Source organism: Thiopseudomonas denitrificans (assembly GCF_002866065.1).
Taxonomy (GTDB): Bacteria; Pseudomonadota; Gammaproteobacteria; order Pseudomonadales; family Pseudomonadaceae; genus Thiopseudomonas; species Thiopseudomonas denitrificans.
Map to the genome: position 1 here is coordinate 316,805 of NZ_LNJZ01000008.1, position 16,954 is coordinate 333,758.

At 52.8% G+C, this 16,954-nt stretch carries 13 protein-coding genes and 1 pseudogene; 1 reads left to right on the forward strand and 13 read right to left on the reverse strand.

Annotation, left to right across the window (positions count from 1 at the left end):
* Nucleotides 1–16 precede the first annotated feature (16 nt).
* From AR306_RS09165 to AR306_RS13210, 7 genes and pseudogenes are all read right to left on the reverse strand, one after another.
* A complete protein-coding gene (locus AR306_RS09165) occupies nt 17–256 on the reverse strand; it encodes a hypothetical protein (protein ID WP_101497265.1) in 240 nt (79 codons plus the stop codon).
* Between the two features lie 267 nt (nt 257–523).
* On the reverse strand, nt 524–913 hold the full coding sequence (locus AR306_RS13205; protein WP_133539680.1) for a hypothetical protein: 390 nt from the start codon (nt 911–913) through the stop codon (nt 524–526).
* A complete protein-coding gene (locus AR306_RS09170; RefSeq protein ID WP_101497266.1) occupies nt 906–1,742 on the reverse strand; it encodes a hypothetical protein in 837 nt (278 codons plus the stop codon). The genes AR306_RS13205 and AR306_RS09170 overlap by 8 nt, the downstream gene beginning before the upstream one ends.
* On the reverse strand, nt 1,711–2,121 hold the full coding sequence (locus AR306_RS13740; protein ID WP_101497267.1) for a DUF637 domain-containing protein: 411 nt from the start codon (nt 2,119–2,121) through the stop codon (nt 1,711–1,713). The genes AR306_RS09170 and AR306_RS13740 overlap by 32 nt, the downstream gene beginning before the upstream one ends.
* A pseudogene (locus tag AR306_RS09180) lies at nt 2,063–3,400 on the reverse strand (DUF637 domain-containing protein); the annotation flags it as partial. The pseudogene AR306_RS09180 and the gene AR306_RS13740, both read right to left, overlap by 59 nt.
* 49 nt (nt 3,401–3,449) lie before the next feature.
* A complete protein-coding gene (locus AR306_RS09185) occupies nt 3,450–3,839 on the reverse strand; it encodes a hypothetical protein (protein WP_101497269.1) in 390 nt (129 codons plus the stop codon).
* Nucleotides 3,832–4,359, reverse strand: coding sequence for a hypothetical protein (locus AR306_RS13210; RefSeq protein ID WP_133539682.1), 528 nt, complete (start codon nt 4,357–4,359; stop codon nt 3,832–3,834). Before AR306_RS13210 ends, AR306_RS09185 begins: the two co-directional genes overlap by 8 nt.
* Nucleotides 4,360–4,684: 325 nt before the next feature.
* On the opposite strand from AR306_RS13210, the gene AR306_RS09195 reads away from it, so the two are divergent.
* Nucleotides 4,685–5,986: an ISL3 family transposase gene (locus AR306_RS09195; RefSeq protein ID WP_101497271.1), complete on the forward strand. Its 1,302-nt coding sequence runs from the start codon at nt 4,685–4,687 to the stop codon at nt 5,984–5,986.
* A 69-nt stretch (nt 5,987–6,055) separates the two neighbouring features.
* On the opposite strand, the gene AR306_RS13215 is transcribed toward AR306_RS09195, so the two are convergent.
* The 6 genes from AR306_RS13215 to AR306_RS09205 all read right to left on the reverse strand — a co-directional run bounded on the left by AR306_RS13215 (nt 6,056) and on the right by AR306_RS09205 (nt 16,768).
* The gene (locus AR306_RS13215; RefSeq protein ID WP_133539787.1) at nt 6,056–6,799 is read right to left on the reverse strand and encodes a hypothetical protein; all 744 of its coding nucleotides are present in this window, start codon (nt 6,797–6,799) and stop codon (nt 6,056–6,058) included.
* 93 nt (nt 6,800–6,892) lie between these two features.
* On the reverse strand, nt 6,893–7,129 hold the full coding sequence (locus tag AR306_RS13220; RefSeq protein WP_133539789.1) for a hypothetical protein: 237 nt from the start codon (nt 7,127–7,129) through the stop codon (nt 6,893–6,895).
* On the reverse strand, nt 7,116–7,475 hold the full coding sequence (locus AR306_RS13225; protein ID WP_133539791.1) for a hypothetical protein: 360 nt from the start codon (nt 7,473–7,475) through the stop codon (nt 7,116–7,118). Before AR306_RS13225 ends, AR306_RS13220 begins: the two co-directional genes overlap by 14 nt.
* Nucleotides 7,476–7,917: 442 nt before the next feature.
* On the reverse strand, nt 7,918–9,141 hold the full coding sequence (locus AR306_RS09200) for a DUF637 domain-containing protein (protein ID WP_101497272.1): 1,224 nt from the start codon (nt 9,139–9,141) through the stop codon (nt 7,918–7,920).
* 92 nt (nt 9,142–9,233) lie between these two features.
* The gene (locus AR306_RS13230; RefSeq protein ID WP_133539793.1) at nt 9,234–9,689 is read right to left on the reverse strand and encodes a hypothetical protein; all 456 of its coding nucleotides are present in this window, start codon (nt 9,687–9,689) and stop codon (nt 9,234–9,236) included.
* Complete coding sequence (locus AR306_RS09205; protein WP_101497273.1) at nt 9,686–16,768, reverse strand: two-partner secretion domain-containing protein; 7,083 nt, start codon at nt 16,766–16,768, stop codon at nt 9,686–9,688. The genes AR306_RS13230 and AR306_RS09205 overlap by 4 nt, the downstream gene beginning before the upstream one ends.
* Between the last annotated feature and the right edge of the window lie 186 nt (nt 16,769–16,954).

A 16,954-nucleotide genomic window follows, 5' to 3' on the forward strand; every position in this document is an offset into this window, starting at 1 on the left:
CTTGTTGTTGATGGTGCTAATGACCGTATTGCTGGCGGCAGAAGCGGCTGCTGCGGTCAAAGCGACATTGGCCCAGCCCGGCACGAATGGCGATTTCGCCTTGTGCCTGTAGCTGGCTCTGGATCAGGGTTTCATCAGTATGGCCCTTACCCTTGGCGCTCTGCCAGACCCAGCTGTTGCCTGCTGTGCTGGTTGCTCCAGTCAGACCGGCACCCCAACCCGCCGTAAAGTACGCCACCACAATGGCGATCACCATGGCTGCCGGGCCGCTCAGGCCGGAGCTGCTGTAGCTGAAGCTGTCGTGCAGTTCCTTGACCTGTCGGCTGGCTCTGGATCAGGGTTTCATCAGTATGGCCTTTGCCCTTGGCGCTTTGCCAGACCCAGCTGGCCTTTTTTCTTTTTCTCGTAGAAACTGTAGTCCACGTCCCGTTCGGCCAGCAGTTGTACCTTGCCACCGGCGATCAGGTAGGCTTTATCGTTGATAAATCAAGCTAGCAAACATGGCTCACACAACTGCTTGCATCTATTTAGGCTCATCATCCGCATCCTTGTCAGAATAAAGATCTTCTTTGGTCAAACTTTCGGTGTCGTACCATTGGCCTTGAGCGCTTTTATTTGCACGACGATGGAGTAGTTTTTCTCGAATAACTATAAACAAGGCAATGACATGCACTAAAAAAGAAATTATAAATAAAGCACCAGCCCAAAACCTTCTGGTTCTTAATTGTCCTGAACTAGGAAGTTGATAAGGATACTCCACCCCAAGTACAGCATTATATATCCATATATGAAAATCCTCCCCATATCCTATATATAAACAAACCATAATAGAAACCACTATCATAAGCAGATTTCCATGTATAGTACCTCTATCAAATATAGCTGCATGTAATCGCTTGAGATGATTAATCATGCTTTACTTCCTGTCGCTCCAAAACAAGAGGCACTATTGTCTCTGTAATCTGCCCAGCACCCTTTCCCATATAAACTGGATACGGATTCAACACCCCTATATTTTGTAACAAAATAGGCTTATTTCGATCAATAACCTCACCACCAATACGGGCAGGAAGTATCTTTGAAAGATTATAAGTTAAAGTTTTATCTACACCATACCCCAGCCCACCAGCCAGGGTACCTGCTCCGGCACTAAACCATGCACTTAAATTTTCATCATACACATAATTATTCAGTACCCGATTCGATCCGCCATAGGTACCACCCAACGCCATGCTTCCCAGCAAGCCACCACCGACCAGCGGATAAGTCATCCCACCCGTTACACCGGCAATAACTGTCTGCCCCGGACGGTATTCATTACCGCCAATCAACTGGCCTGCTGCATCAAACCCAGAGCCCAGCGCTGTTCCTGTCAAGACTGCACCTGACGGCAGCACATACCAGCCGATCGGTAAAGCCAGCGTTGAAGCCATACCCAAGGTCAGCGCACGTTGGCCTGCATCGATATCTTCAATGGTTCGCAGCGATGCCGGATTTAACTGATAAGAAAACCCGGCGGCGCAGGACAAACACACGTTGTAGTCAAACTGCGGCATGTATTCCTTGTCCCAGCCTACCGGCTTGGGCATTTCCCAGTCGTAAATACTGGTTTTTTCACTAATATAACCTGTGATTTCAGAATTGATATCAGTCGTGCTGAAGACTTGCATGTATTGACCATCGCCCACTGATACCCAGCGGCCGCCTGTGTCATAGATACCTTCCGCGTCGGTCACCAGCATGTTTGTGCCGGGGTTGATATCGGTACCGGAGATAGATGGCGTGCAGGCCGATTTTGGTCCGGCTGCCGTCTGCAAGCTGATTGTTTTGGCTGAAGTCGCCACCCCAGTTAAACCCCGCCGCAGCAAAGGTGTTGGCCAGCGTGCTGGTCAGGGCATCGCCAAAGTCACCATCCTGGCCTAGCGCCTTGTTGAGCGTGGCCGAGGTGACGTTTTGCAGTGCCCTGGCGGCAGAAGCGGCTGCTGCGGTCAAAGCGACATTGGCCCAGCCCGCTCCAGCCGTACCGCCCACTGATACCCAGCGGCCGCCTGTGTCATATGGCTCCGGCCACCAGTGCGCCACTTTTGAAGTCGCCGCCAGCGGCTTCTGCGGCCAGGCCACCCATGATGGCGTGCAGGCCGATTTTGGTCAGGCTGCCGTCTGCAAGCTGATTGTTTTGGCTGAAGTCGCCAACCCAGTTAAAACCCGCCGCAGCAAAGGTGTTGGCCAGCGTGCTGGTCAGGGCATCGCCAAAGTCACCATCCTGGCCTAGCGCCTTGTTGAGCGTGGCCGAGGTGACGTTTTGCAGTGCCTGGTTGGCGGCAAATTGGCCTACGCCACCCCAGGTGCTCAAGCCTCCTTCAGCCGCCACCTTGCCGCTGTTGGCCAGCACGCCGGTGTTGTTAGACACGGCACCGGTGTTGCTTGGACCGGTTTGGGTGCCGGTCCACTTATCATAAAGACCCGCCGTCAGGCCAGCAGTGATGCCCGAGACGGCATAGCCTTTAAGCGCATCGCTGGTGGTGGCGTCTTTCAGGCCCGCACCCAGATCTCCCTTGTTGTTGATGGTGCTGATCGCGGCATTGCTGGCGGCAGAAGCGGCTGCTGCGGTCAAAGCGACATTGGCCCAGCCCGCTCCAGCCGTACCGACTGCTGTACCCGCGGAGACCATTGCACTCGTGCCCGCTGCGGCCATTGCTCCACCCGAACCCGCACCAGCTCCTGCTGCGGCTCCAATGGCACCGCTGGCTGCTCCGGCCGTAAAGTACGCCACCACAATGGCGATCACCATGGCCGCCGGGCCGCTCAGGCCTGAGCTGCTGTAGCTGAAGCTGTCGTGCAGTTCCTTGACCTGTCGCCAGTCCACGTCGCCACGCTGTTGCATGTCTTTGAGCCAGGCCAGTTGCGGATCGGCCTGTACCATCGCGTCGATGGTCTGGTTAACGCTGTGCTGGTTGACTTCCTTGATGTCGATCTGGATGCGCTCGGCGGCACGAATGGCGATTTCGCCTTGCGCCTGTAGCTGGCTTTGAATCAGGGTTTCATCAGTATGGCCTTTGCCCTTGGCGCTTTGCCAGACCCAGCTGTTTTTGCTGCGGGTGCGGCTTTGCTGCTCAAGGTCCTTGACGCCTTCAAACTCAATGCCTGCGCCGCTGTCGAGGGTCAGGTCAGCGCCGCTGGTCAGTTGCGCGGCCTGATAGCGCTGCCCGTCACCGCTGATAATGGCCAGATCGCCGCCACTGGTGATGCTGCTGCCAACGTGGGTCACGTGCGTGCGCTCGTCGCTTTTGAAGCTTTTACGGCCAAAGCTGCCTTTTTTCTTTTTCTCGGAGAAGCTGTAGTCGATATCCTGCTCGGCCAGTAGCTGTACTTTGCCACCGGCAACCAAGTAGGCTTCGTCGTTGCAAACCAAGCTGGCAAGCATGGCTCACTCAACTGCCTTGCAGCGATTATTTGGATTCATCATCCACATCCTTGTCAGCATATAAGTCTTCTTTGCTCAAGCTGTCGGTGTCATACCACTGGCCTTGAGCGCTTTTTTTTGCTCTGCGGCGGCGTATTTTTTCGCGAATCAAGAAAAACAGATAAGCCCCGTGAGACAGGACAAGTGACACAAACAGACCGACAGCCAATGCCCTTCGCGCTCTAATTTGCCCTTCGTTATCAAGCTGATAACTATATTCAATTCCCAATACAGTATTATAAAACCAAACATCAACTGCTTCTGCGTACCATATATAAAAACAACCAATACTCCATACAGCGAAAGATAAACAAACACCTGAGACGCTCTCTCTGATTGGAAAGTACCTTCTTAGCTTACGAAACCGACTAATCATTTGCTGATCCTTGCCTATCCAATACCACAGGGATAGCCGACTCAACAACCTGCTCTACACTTTTACCCACATATCCTGGGTAAGGATTTAAAACACCAATATTTTGCAAAATAATAGGCTTATCTGGATCAATAGCGGCTCCATTTATTCTTCTAGGTAAATATCTAGAAGCTAATGCCCCCGTATAAGATCCTGCAAAATGGCCAGCTCCACCCGCAATAGAACCTACCCTAGCACTACGCCATACATTCTTATCTTCATCATAAACATAGTTATTCAGCGCCCGGTTTGTCCCGCCATAGGCACCGCCGAGGGCCATGCTGCCCAGCAGCCCGCCGCCGGCCAGCGGGTAAGTTAGTCCCGCCGTTACGCCAGCAATCACAGTCTGTCCCGGACGGTATTCATTGCCGCCAATCAACTGGCCTGCTGCATCAAACCCAGCGCCCAGCGCTGTACCAACCAAGACAGCACCTGACGGCAGCACATACCAGCCGACCGGCAACGCCAATGCTGAAGCCATACCCAAGCTCAAACAAAAAACAAACCAAAGTACATTAAAATAAACCCTAAAAAGGCAAAAAGCCTAATCTCAAATGAGTATTCCTTTCTAGCGCCAATCCCGCCAAAATTCATATCTTTTCCATTTATAAAATTATACATCTGCTTAATAAATATAAACTGCAAAGCAGTTATTACAAAAGCACCGTACACGTCAGAAATCAAGCGATAAAAATTAACGGCCCTTCGCATTTGAGGGTGTAGGTGATACCGGAGGCGGCTGGAAAAGGAGTCGGGGTTCTTAGAAAATGTAAGCTCCTACACAAACAAAAACTAAGCCCCCCGACGTGCGTGATCTTACCTTTTCCAGCCCCGACCTTTCCAGTTTTTGCCAGCTTGACTCGCTTGGACTTATTGCCACCGGACAGCACCTGACGGCCAGAAATGCTGTTATTGAGTGCCGCTTCACCAAACCACCGGAACCCTGTCCAAGCTGTGGTGCCTACGGTACTTCACGCGGCACCGTGATCCGCCGTCTTGCCCACGCTCCTTACGGTCATCGACCCACCACGTTGCTGCTGAGAGTTCGCCGCTGGAGCTGTGAGTGCGGCAACTTTTGGCAGGAAGACAGCTCCAGCGCGGCGCCAGAACGCGCCAAGCTGTCCCATGGAGCAATTCGCTGGGCGCTGACCGCTATAGTGCTTGACCACCTGTCCGTATCACGGGTTGCTGCCCATCTTGGTGTTGCCTGGCACACTGCGAATAACGCCATCATCAACGAAGGGCGACGCCTGTTATTCAATGATCCGACCCGGTTTGACGGCGTCACCGTGTTGGGGGTTGATGAGCATGTCTGGCGTCATACGCGCTATGGCGACAGGTATGTCACGGTTGTGATTGACCTCACTCCGGTACGAAACAAAACCGGGCCAGCACGGCTGCTGGATGTGCTGGATGGCCGCTCCAAGCAAGCTTTCAAACAGTGGTTGCAGAACCGTCCCAAGCCCTGGCGTGACCTAATCGAAAGCATTGCCATGGACGGCTTTTCAGGTTTCAAGTCCGCAGCAGAAGAGGTCTTGCCGCTCGCACAAACCGTGCTGGATCCGTTCCATGTCGTACGCTGGGCATGTAACATGCTGGACGACTGCCGCCGGCGTATTCAGCAACAAACCCTGGGACGCAGAGGACATAAAAACGACCCGCTCTACAAACTCCGCAGAACGCTACTGACCCGGATTGCTTACCTGTCCGACACCAGCAAAAAGCAGCTGGCTCGCCTGTTCGCTGATGAGCGACACCTTGAGGTGGACTGCAGCTGGAGCATGTATCAGCGGGTGGTTGCCGCCTACAACGAGCCAGATCGAAGACGGGGAAAAGCGATGATGCAGGAACTGATAAAAATCGTCACCGCCCCGGATTTGCCAAGGGAACTCATTGAAGTGAAGCGGCTGGGTAAAACGCTGAAAAATTGCGCCCAGAGCATCCTGGCCTACTTCGACCGTCCAGGAACCAGCAATGGACCTACGGAGGCGATCAACGGCAGGCTGGAGCACTTGCGTGGTATCGCCCTGGGCTTCAGAAACCTGCCCAACTACATAGCAAGGTGCCTGCTGGAAGCCGGAGGGTTCAGAAATCAGCTACACCCTTAAATGCGAAGAGCCAAATTAACACATACCGCCACGCAAAGAAATATAAAAGCAATCTTCACGTACAAACTATTATTCATTACCTGAATCCCAATGAGCATTAACTAACTCTTTAAAAAACCCTGTAGCATTTAAAGCATTAGTTAATCTATCAGCCACAAGAGGATCAACTCCTCGCTTAACTGCATACAATTTGAATCCTGCTCCTGCCAACTCAGCTGTCCCGGCCTTATAACTTTCATCTGATATATAACCTGACACAAGTGTACTTATCGTAGACATTGTAGACAAAGCAACTGCCGGCCCAGCAGGCGTAAATACCGCCGCCGCACTCAACGCTGTACTTGCATTATCCAGGGCATTAACCTCGGCTGCACGGATCCAGCGCAAAGTATCAGGGTCAGAAAAATCTATGTTAGCTCCTACCGCCAGGCATTCAGAAGTTCCGCATGAGTGGAATCTGGGCGAATAACGTTCACCATCAATCACCACCGGAACTCTGTAGCCGCCTTTTTCATCTAACGGATATCCAGTTAGCCTGTCTCGCTGCCAATCCGGGAAGCCATCTGTAGCGCTACTTACCGGCTTGGGCATTTCCCAGTCGTAAACACTGGTTTTTTCACTGATATAGCCTGTGATTTCAGGGTTGATGTCCGTTGTGCTGAAGACTTGTATGTACTGGCCATCGCCTACTTCTATCCAGCGACCACCGGTATCATAAATGCCCTCTGGACTACCTACCAGCATGTCCGTGCTAGGGTTGATAGCGGTGTCGGTAATGTTGGATAGCCGTAGTTGCTCTTCGATTTGCTCCACTGTGTAGCGGCCCCCACTTTCTTCGGCCAGACGCTGGGCTAGCTCACTATCAGTTGGATGCAGCTGATGGCTATACTGCGCTGTTTTTCTCAGCTACTTCAAACTAAAAGCAGTCACCAACCAAGAGCCAAGACCAACAAACCCACCTCCAATCAATCCAGCCAACAAAGACTTCTTTAAGTCATCAACTCCAAAACAAAAATAACCAACATTATAAAAACATACAGCTCCACCTGCCAGCCTTACAATCAACACCAAAACAAAAAAAAATAGAAAATAATACAGAATCAAGTTAAAAAGCATCACAATATTTTTCTTATTTACTAGCATCCTTCTGCTCTCTTATTTTCTGAGTTACTTTTTCCACAGTATCGGAAACTGTTCCACTTATAGATTCCCCAGCAACCACTCCTGAGATCTCAGAGCTCTTTCCAGGCAAGGTATTTTTAACTTTATTTTCAATATGTTTCCCACCAACATAACCAGCCGCCGCACCCACCCCCGCACCAATCACAGGTGCTGTTGCATCTTCTCCTTTTATCTGACTGCCAACATAGGCTCCGCCCATACTTATTCCAGCTGTCCCTGCCAGCCCTTTCCCCTGGGACAGGCCTCCCACTACAGTTGCAATCGCTGCATCTGTATAGCTCAAGTCGTTAAGGTCTTTGGTGCTCATTTGATACGCCACGTTTGAGCCTCCGCCTACGGTCGACCCAACAATCACCGTCACTACGCCGCCAGAAACACTGACAAACCCTTCGCCACGCGCCATAGCCTGTAAAGCACGAGACAACTCTTCAGGCGATGCCCCTGCTTCTGCATACCTCAAAAATTGATCATCAGGCAAACATTATATCGACACAAACAATGGTATTAGCGATCCATTCCACTTCCCGAAAGATAGTTAATGATAATAATGACAACGCTCGAAACTGTAATCACTAACCCAGAAACCACAGACAAATAAACAATTCTGTTCAGATAAAACTGATCGCCAAAACTATATCTTCCAAAAATCTTTAATATCACCAATGAAAAAACGATTGCCATAAACGATAAAACAGAATAAACAACTATAGCTCTAACCATCCAATAGAACATTTTAACTATGTTTTCCATTATTTGTCTGCACCCTTAAGGTATTCTGTTACTGCCTCAGATATCACTGAGCCTGATACTGAAGATGCTGTATCTTTCAACCCTTTCGATACTTGATCAGGTATATTTTTTGACACCACTTTACCGCCGCTATAACCTAAAGCACTGCCAACTCCAGCACTTATAGCAGATTGCACAGGGTCTTCTCCTTTTATCTGGCTGCCCACATACGCCCCACCCATATTCGCCCCAACCGTACCTATCAGTCCTTTACCTTGAGTCAATGCGCCAACAGCTGTAGCAATCGAAGCATCGGTAAAACTCAGCTCATTCAGCTCTTTGGTGCTAATCTGATACACAACGTTCGAGCCGCCACTCACCGCCCCACCCACAACCAGTGTTAGCCCGCGTGCAGTGGTGTTAATCACGCCACCGCCTGTCAATACCGTCATGGCCCAAGCTTTCAAAAACTCTTGGGCAGGTTGCGGTCCACTGAAACCGTCTCCACGCGCCATGGCTTGTAAAGCACTGGACAACTCTTCTGGTGACGCTCCTTGCTCCTGCATATGCTGAGCCAACGAACCAGCCGCTTGCCCATACTCCATCATTCCTTGCGGCATGTGCAGATCCCAATTGTATTTCGTTGCATTACCCGCTACTGAAGCACCAATTTGCATGTCCTTCTCATCACCCCCAGCCATGCTGGCCACCAGTACACCCAACACTTGGGAGTTCATGGTCAGCAGGCCGCTGCGCTGGTCGTGGGTCATGCTGTCGTATTGGCTGGCCAGAGTATCAATCAGCGCTTCGTTGGCTCCAGCCACCAGTGCGCCGCTTTTGAAGTCGCCGCCCGCCGCTTCGGCAGCTAGACCGCCCATGATGGCGTGCAGGCCAATTTTAGTTAAGCTGCCATTCTCAAACCGTCCAACACTGATATCTCCCACCCAGTTAAAACCTGCTGCGGCAAAGGTGTTGGCCAGCGTGCTGGTCAGGGCATCGCCAAAGTCGCCGCCTTGGCCAAGGGCTTTGTTGAGCGTGGCCGAGGTGACGTTTTGCAGCGCTTGGTTGGCGGCAAACTGACCTACGCCAGACCATGTGCTTAAACCACCCTCCACGGCCACTTTACCGCTGTTGGCCAGTACGCCTGTATTATTCGATGCTGCAGTCGTGTTACTAGCGCCGGTTTGCGTGCCAGTCCATTTGTCGTAAACACCGGCTGTCAGGCCAGCGGCCTGCCACAGCACAGCACAGCATAGCCTTTCAGGGGATCGCTGGTTTGACTGACGCTTTGTATGTTCTTAAAATACAATGGAGACCATTATATCAGCCATAAAAACTAACCCATACGTTCAGTGTTTGTGAATTCATGTTTTTTCGGAAGCACCACAAATGAAACAAATAAAGAAGAAAAGCCAGCTAATAATGCCGGCGTGTAGCCCCCAAAAAGAACATAAGGAAACCCTTCATTATTCCTACTTACAGCGTCAATAATAACTCCCCAAAAATGTGCAGTTAAACCACTAAAAAAAAACACAAACAAAAAGCTTCTCCACCCTTTAAATAGCTTAAAGTAAGCATACACAATACCTAATAAGGCGGCAGGAACACTATAAAACCCAAACGAACCAATCGCAATTAGAAGCAAAAACACAAAATACGTAGACGAAAAATCAAGCGCTCCATTTTGTAAAAGTACCCCCTCGATAGTCAAAAACATAGCATAACTAATCCCTGCAATAGGCGGACAAAGAAGAAAGCCAAAAAAAACTTTCCAACGAGGGTAAACTTTCATGGCGTACAACCTTGAGCCAATCCATACCCAAGCAGTTTGCAGCCATAATTAATACGGCTTTTATAGTCTAAAATATCAACTCCCCCAGAAATGGTGCTTCTATTATCTAAAAATTTACTGCTAACTTTTTCCGAGTCGGTAGCAAAACCAGATAAAGAAGTAAATACTTCTTTATCAATCAGATACTTATTATGAACATTCTGTAAAGATGTCTGTTCATCTTTAAGCTGCTTTATATCCCACCGCACAGGATCAGCACCATTATTATAAAGCGCCTTAAAGTTTTCAAATCCAGAATTTATAAGAGTACTGCCCGCCTCTGAACGCCACTCGTAAATATCCATAGCATTCCAACCGGCCAAAAGCGAGCCTAAAGCAAAGGTGTAAGATGATGCATTTCCATCTGCACCCAGTCCCGTCAACCGTGCCCTAGAAACAAACTCCGCCCCACCAAACCACCGAGCGCCTGAGCCAATACTTTGTTCGTACCGATCACTGGCTCCAAAAAAGTCTGCACGCTTATCTATACTGTTTAAATGCAGTCCAAACCACTTCTCTGCATCTTGGCTATTGTATAACTGATCAAACACACCTCTTGATGATCTGGAAACATCACCATTCATCAGTTCCCAAGCTTCAGTCATAGCAACGTACTGAATGGCTGAATGTACTGCTGTTCGGCAGGCATCGCTGCTTGGACTTGCCGAGCAGATAGAGGTCATTTCTTGATCAAGCATTTTGCTCAAATCTTCTGCATCCCGAATCATAGCTTCTTTTTGTTCCGAGGAGTTACAGCTAGTGCCGCCCAAGCATTCTTGTATTTCTTTCAGTTTATTATGTGTCAAATAGTTATATTGGGTCGCATTCCCCGCCACCCAAGCACCGGTTTGCATGTCCTTTTCATCACCACCGGCCATGCTGGCAACCAGTACTCCCAGCACTTGGGAGTTCATGGTCAGCAGGCCAGAGCGTTGCTCATGACTCATACTGCCGTACTGGCTGGCCAGGGTGTCAATCAGTGCTTCGTTGGCTCCGGCCACCAGTGCGCCGCTTTTGAAGTCGCCACCCGCCGCTTCGGCAGCCAGGCCGCCCATGATGGCGTGCAGACCGATTTTGGCCAGACTACCGTTGTCGAGTTGGTTGTTTTGGCTAAAGTCACCCACCCAATTGAAACCTGCTGCCGCAAAGGTGTTGGCCAGCGTGCTGGTCAGGGCATCGCCAAAATCGCCGTCCTGGCCCAGCACTTTATTCAGGGTGGCCGAGGTGACGTTTTGCAGCGCTTGGTTGGCGGCAAACTGACCTACGCCAGACCATGTGCTTAAACCTCCCTCCACGGCCACTTTACCGCTGTTGGCCAGTACGCCTGTATTATTCGATGCTGCAGCCGTGTTACTAGCGCCGGTTTGCGTGCCAGTCCATTTGTCGTAAACACCGGCGGTTAAACCTGCGGTGACACCAGAAACCACATAGCCTTTCAGGGCATCACTGGTCGTGGCATCTTTCAGGCCTGCACCCAAGTCACCCTTGTTGTTGATCGTACCAATGGCGGTGTTACTGGCCATGCCGGTCAGGGCGGAGGTAACGGCCACATTGGCCCAGCCTGCCGAAGCTGCGGCTGTACCCGCCGCCATGGCGGTACCCGAACCTGCCGTTGCACCTGCAACACTGCCCACCAGCCCACTGGCCGCCCCTGCGGTAAAGTACGCCACCACAATGGCAATCACCATCGCCGCTGGGCCGCTCAGGCCGGAGCTGCTGTAGCTGAAGCTGTCGTGCAGCTCTTTGATCTGATGCCAATCAACATCGCCGCGCTGCTCCATATCCTTGATCCAGGCCAGCTGTGGGTCGGCTTGCACCATGGCGTCAATGGTCTGGCTGACGCTTTGCTGGTTGACCTCTTTGATGTCGATCTGGATGCGCTCGGCGGCACGGATGGCAATTTCACCCTGGGCCTGCAACTGGCTCTGGATCAGGGTTTCATCGGTATGGCCTTTACCTTTGGCACTTTGCCAGACCCAGCTATTTTTGCTACGGATACGGCTTTGCTGCTCTAGGTCTTTGACGCCTTCAAACACGATACCTGCACCGCTGTCGAGGGTCAGGTCAGCGTCACTGGTGAGCTGTGCCGCCTGATAACGCTGCTCGTCACCGCTGATGATGGCCAGATCGCCGCCGCTGGTGATACTGCTGCCGATATGGGTGACTTGCGTGCGCTCGTCACTTTTGAAGCTTTTACGGCCAAAGCTGCCTTTTTTCTTTTTCTCGGAGAAGCTGTAGTCGATATCCTGCTCGGCCAGCAGTTGTACTTTGCCACTTGCGACCAGATAGGCTTCTCTGCCGCTGCTGATCTGGCTCGATACAATCTGCGTATCTGCGCCCGATACACTGATAAACTCACCACCAGCCTCAAGCACACTGGCCTGCTGCCGGACCTGTGTATTTTCCTGATTTACTTTTTTGCCGCTACGGCGGTAGCGGTATTCGCTACTTTGCGTGTTGGCGGCAGAACTGATGAGTACATCACCGTCCGCTTGCAAGTGCATATCACCACCAGACTGCACATGGCTGGCAACCACGGCAATATCCTGTCCGGCGCTGACTGTCAGGTGTGTGCCCGCTTCAATGTTGCCAGTATGTTGAGTGGTGCTATTGCTACTCCAGAAGTGGCGTTTGTCCTGACGCATTTGCCCGTTGTTTTCTTCAGCCGAAACCAGCAGCACATTACGCCCGGCGTTCAGTTCCATGACGGCACCGGCTTTGAGGTCAGCCCCCTGATTAATCAGGTCACGTCCTGCAGACAAGGCCAGGTCAGCCGTGGCTTCAATGCCTGCCGCCCGGTCAACGATGCTGGTGGTCTGGCTAAAACCACGGCCGCTGCGGGTCTCTTCAGTGATGGAACGCTCATTGATGATGTCGCCAGTGACGGCCAGCAGACTGACATCCCGGCCTGTAATCAGGCCGCCACGCTGGTTATGAATGCTGTCTTGGGCCAGTAAATCCAGCCGCCCATCAGCCTGTATCAGCCCTGTATTGCTGATGCGTTCGGCATAGGCGGTCAGGCTGTTGCTGGCACGCAATACACCACTGTTTTCCAGCCCGGCACCGGAAATCAGCGTCAGGTCCTGTCCCTGAATCAGTGCTCCGGTTGCGGCCACCCTGTCCGTTGCCTGTGCCAGATAGACCACCGGTACCAGCACTTTCTCGCCCTGCACTTCACGCTCTTCCATCCACACGATGTCGTGAGTGAGCGCCGCAACCTGCTCGGCAGTCAGACTGATACCCACCGACAGGTTGAGTGCTTCCTTGCTGGCAATACCGTTATCCATCAGATAGCGGAACTGTGCGTCATTGTTGGTCAGTCCATCAAGAAAACGCTTGCCGGTACGCGCAGTGATCGCTTGCTCGATCAGGCGTTGTTCATACAGCCCGTCACCCAGACGCTTTTGCGCCTGGTCGGGGTCATAGCCCAACGCTGCCAGCATGTAACCTGAATTGATAAAACTCCCCATGCTGGCAAACAGCGGATTGGTTTCAATCAGGTAGGGATGGCTGGGCTGGGTGTTGATGGCAAACAGGCCACCCGGCGTATCTGGCAAGGCAAATGCAGGCAATGCTGTCGGATCAATCGCCTGCCGGTCCAGGTCGGGCGGCAACTGGGCATTCAGTTGCACCACCAAAGGTTGTGAACCTGAAACAACCCGGGTATCAACGTCTTGGCTGATACCGGCAGCAGGCGCTTCGTGCTTCAAAAGCGAGGCATTGTTCAAGGTTTCATCGGTCTTGATATAAATATCACCGCCAGCCTGAATGACGGCGGGTGCCGCCACACCGGTCGCTGTTTCGGTTTCGATGTCACTGACCAACCGCCACTGCCATAATGCCGCAGGCAGCTCTTTGGGCAAAGGCCGCGCATTGTAGGGGTTGATGTAGTTCCAGCGAAAACGCTCGTCCGTACCATCGGTGATACGCCCCGTATTAAAACGCTGCACCCGCTGGACGGTACCGGTGCTGGCAGCCAGGTTTTCCAGCATCCGGGCGACAATGCTGATATTGCCAGACGCACTGATGGTGCTGTAATGGTTGGCCACCGTGTCGGCCCGTACCAGCAGGTCACCTCCAACGTGAATGCGTGCTGCCGGCGAGTCTTCTGCAACACTGATCTCAAAGCGTTCAGTCGCAACATAGTCAACATTGTGATGGTCGCCACTACAGTCATAGCAGGTAACGCCAATGTGGCCGTAGACCAGTTCCTTGCCCAGACGGAAGTTTTCTTTGCGATTGATTAACGACGCGACATACAGCTGCATGTTGCTGCCTGACTCGATGCTGCCCGAGCGGTTTTCCAGCCTGCTCATTGCTGCAAGATCATCATCTTTGGCAATGCTCAAAGCACCCAGGCTGTAGATGTCACCACGCAGGTTGGTCAGTGTATGACTACGCAGCGCCATGTCTGCACCGCTGAAAACCAGCCCTTGATTCAATAGCTGACCGGTGTCGATACCCAGCCACTGGCCTGCACCCAGTGTGCCCTGGTTTTCCAGTTCATGGGCACGCACTTGCAAGGTGCCGACGGCTGTTAAGGTGCCTTCATTCTGAAAACGCCCGCCCAGTTCAAAGACGGTATTGGCTGCGCTGCGTACATTGGCACCTTGTTGCAGTGTGGCGCTGGCCGCACTGAAATGCAGATCACCCTGACTGTGCAGTGCGCCTCGCCCCTGGTACCCGCCGCTCAAAACCAGACTCAGGCTGCCATCGGTTTCAATACGTCCGTGATTGAGCCAGGTGTTACCGCTTGCCTGCAGGTCTTCAATTGAGCGTACAACGCCAGCCGCGTCATTAATAAAGTGGTTGACGTTGAGCTCTATTTGTCGGGCTTGCAGCTCACTGTTATTGACCCAGTGATCCAGATTCAGGCTGAGCCGGCCATTGGTAAAAAAACTGCCGCCAGCCTGTCCGGCATCGCCCAGATCCAGCAAAAACTGGTCGCCCAGATGGCGCACCACACCGTCCCTATTTGTCAGGGACTGGCTGTTGACTGCCAGTGTTTGATTGCCAATTTCGACCAATCCCTGATCGTTATCAAAGACCGTATTGATATTGAAAGTGCTGCTGCCGGTTTGTCCCAGTGCACGCAAACGCCCACCACGGTTGTCCAGTGAACCTGTGTTAAACCTTAGCTGATCCGTCGCCTCAATCAGGCCATGCCCATTGTTGAGTTCATTCGCAAGGTTGATGGCAATGGTTTGCCCACCCAGCATGCCGTTTCGGTTGCTGACACTTTCTGCGTCAATGGACAGATGTGTTTGGCCCATGAGCGTGCCAGCATCGTTATTAATAACACCGCCTGACAGATGCAGGTTATTTGCTGTTGCAACAATCTGCCCGGCACGGTTGTCCAGCAATGCAGTGGTGGTGACCCCCACGGTATCCGCCAGGATGCTGCCTCGCTGGTTGCTGAGCTGTCGTGCATGCAGTTCAAGGGTTTTCTGGCTGGCTTGTATAGTCCCGCCCTGATTGTCCAGCGCCTGCTGTGCCGTCACTCGCACAGCACCGGTGTTGGCTTGCAACAGGCCGTCACGGTTGTCAATGCTTTGACCAGTAACGGCCAGACCACCACTTTGGCTCAGTATCAGGCCGTCATTGCTGTTATTGACCTGCCCCTTTGCCTGAACGGTTAACGAGCCATTGCTTGCTAGCGTGCCTGTTGCATTGTTCAGGCCATGCACCTCAAGGGTCATGACCTGCTGCCCCACCAGCTTACCGTCACGGTTATCCAGCTGTGCGGCTGCCACTTCAACGTCACCACCGGCGGTCACCAACCCGCTCCGGTTATCCAGCCGTCCGCTGTCGAGCTTCAGCGCGCCATCCGACACCAGTTGGCCGGAGCGGTTATCGAGCTGCCCGCTCGTTTTGATATCCAGTTCACCGCTGGCCACCACGCTGCCGCTATTGGTCAGCTCCTCACTCTGTATGCGGACCCGGCCCTGGTTATTCAGGCTGCCATCGGTGTTGATGCCGGCTTCAATCACGCCGCTGTTGTGAATCTGCTCAGCGCCGAGGGCAATTGTCTGTCCTGCCAGCAGGCCGTCCTGATTGTGCATCGTTGTGGCAGCGATGTTGATGTCATTGCCCGCATAGGCTTGCCGGGTCAATTCAACGTCTTGCGCTGCATCAATGTGCAGGTCATTCTTTGCACTCACACGCGCCAACGTCAGCTTGCCATTGGCATCAATCTGAATGTCACCGGCACTGGCGGCCATGTCGCCGGCCAGTTTCACACCCACGCCGGCTTCGGTGCCAACCAGACGAATGGCTCCGGCATACATGCCGCCCAGAGCCGAGCTGTCGATGGCCAGCAGCGGTTGTTCATGGGTCGGGCCGGTTTTGGCGGTGGCCTTGAGCGTGCCCGCTTCCACCTGGTTGCGACCGGTGATGATGTTGAGTTCGTTGGCGTGCAGCTCGGCGTTGATTTTCGCGCTACGGGTGATCAGGTCAAACCGGCTGATGTTGCTGGCGTTGAGGCCGGCACCGGCAATGTCAATATCACCACCGTCGACGTCATAGCCGTGCAGCCGGCCCTGCTCGATCATGGGCCGGCCAGTGGTCAGGGTCGCTTGCGGGGTGTTGATGAAGCCGCAGCCGTCACAGGTGATGCCGTGCGGGTTGGCGACAATCACATGCGCCTGCTGGCCGGCCACCTCGGTGTAGCCCTTGAGCTGGCTGCGCTGGCCACCGGTGACTTCGTTGAGAATGGTGTTGGCGGCTTTGCCATTAAGCTGGCTATTGCCAAAAATGATGCCGCCCAGCTGCGTTTGCGTCAGCTTGTCGGTGCTGTTGTTGAGGATCAGCCCCTGCTGGCCAACGTTGTAGTCGGTGAACTTGTTGTGTGACAGTCCGTTGCCGTTGGGGGTGGCGATATTGACCACCGGCACGCCGTTGTTGGCCGTGGTCACGTGGGTGTTGCCGCCTCCCTGGTGATCCACGTTCAGGTTGGCGGCGATGCTGTGCAGGGGCTGTGCCCACATCACGGCAATCAGGAATTTGGCAATGGTTTTGAACAGGGGGCTTTGGGTATTCATTTGACAATCCTGTTAAAAGAACACGTCGATGCGGAAGTAGACCGGTCTTTCCTTGCGCTCAAGGGCATCCGGGCGGGACAGGCTGCGGGCACTGGTGACGGACAGCGCCAGGTGTTCGCCCTGTGCGCTGAATTCAAAAGCATGGCTGGCCATGCGGCCACTGCTTTCATGGTTGTATGTGTCGCC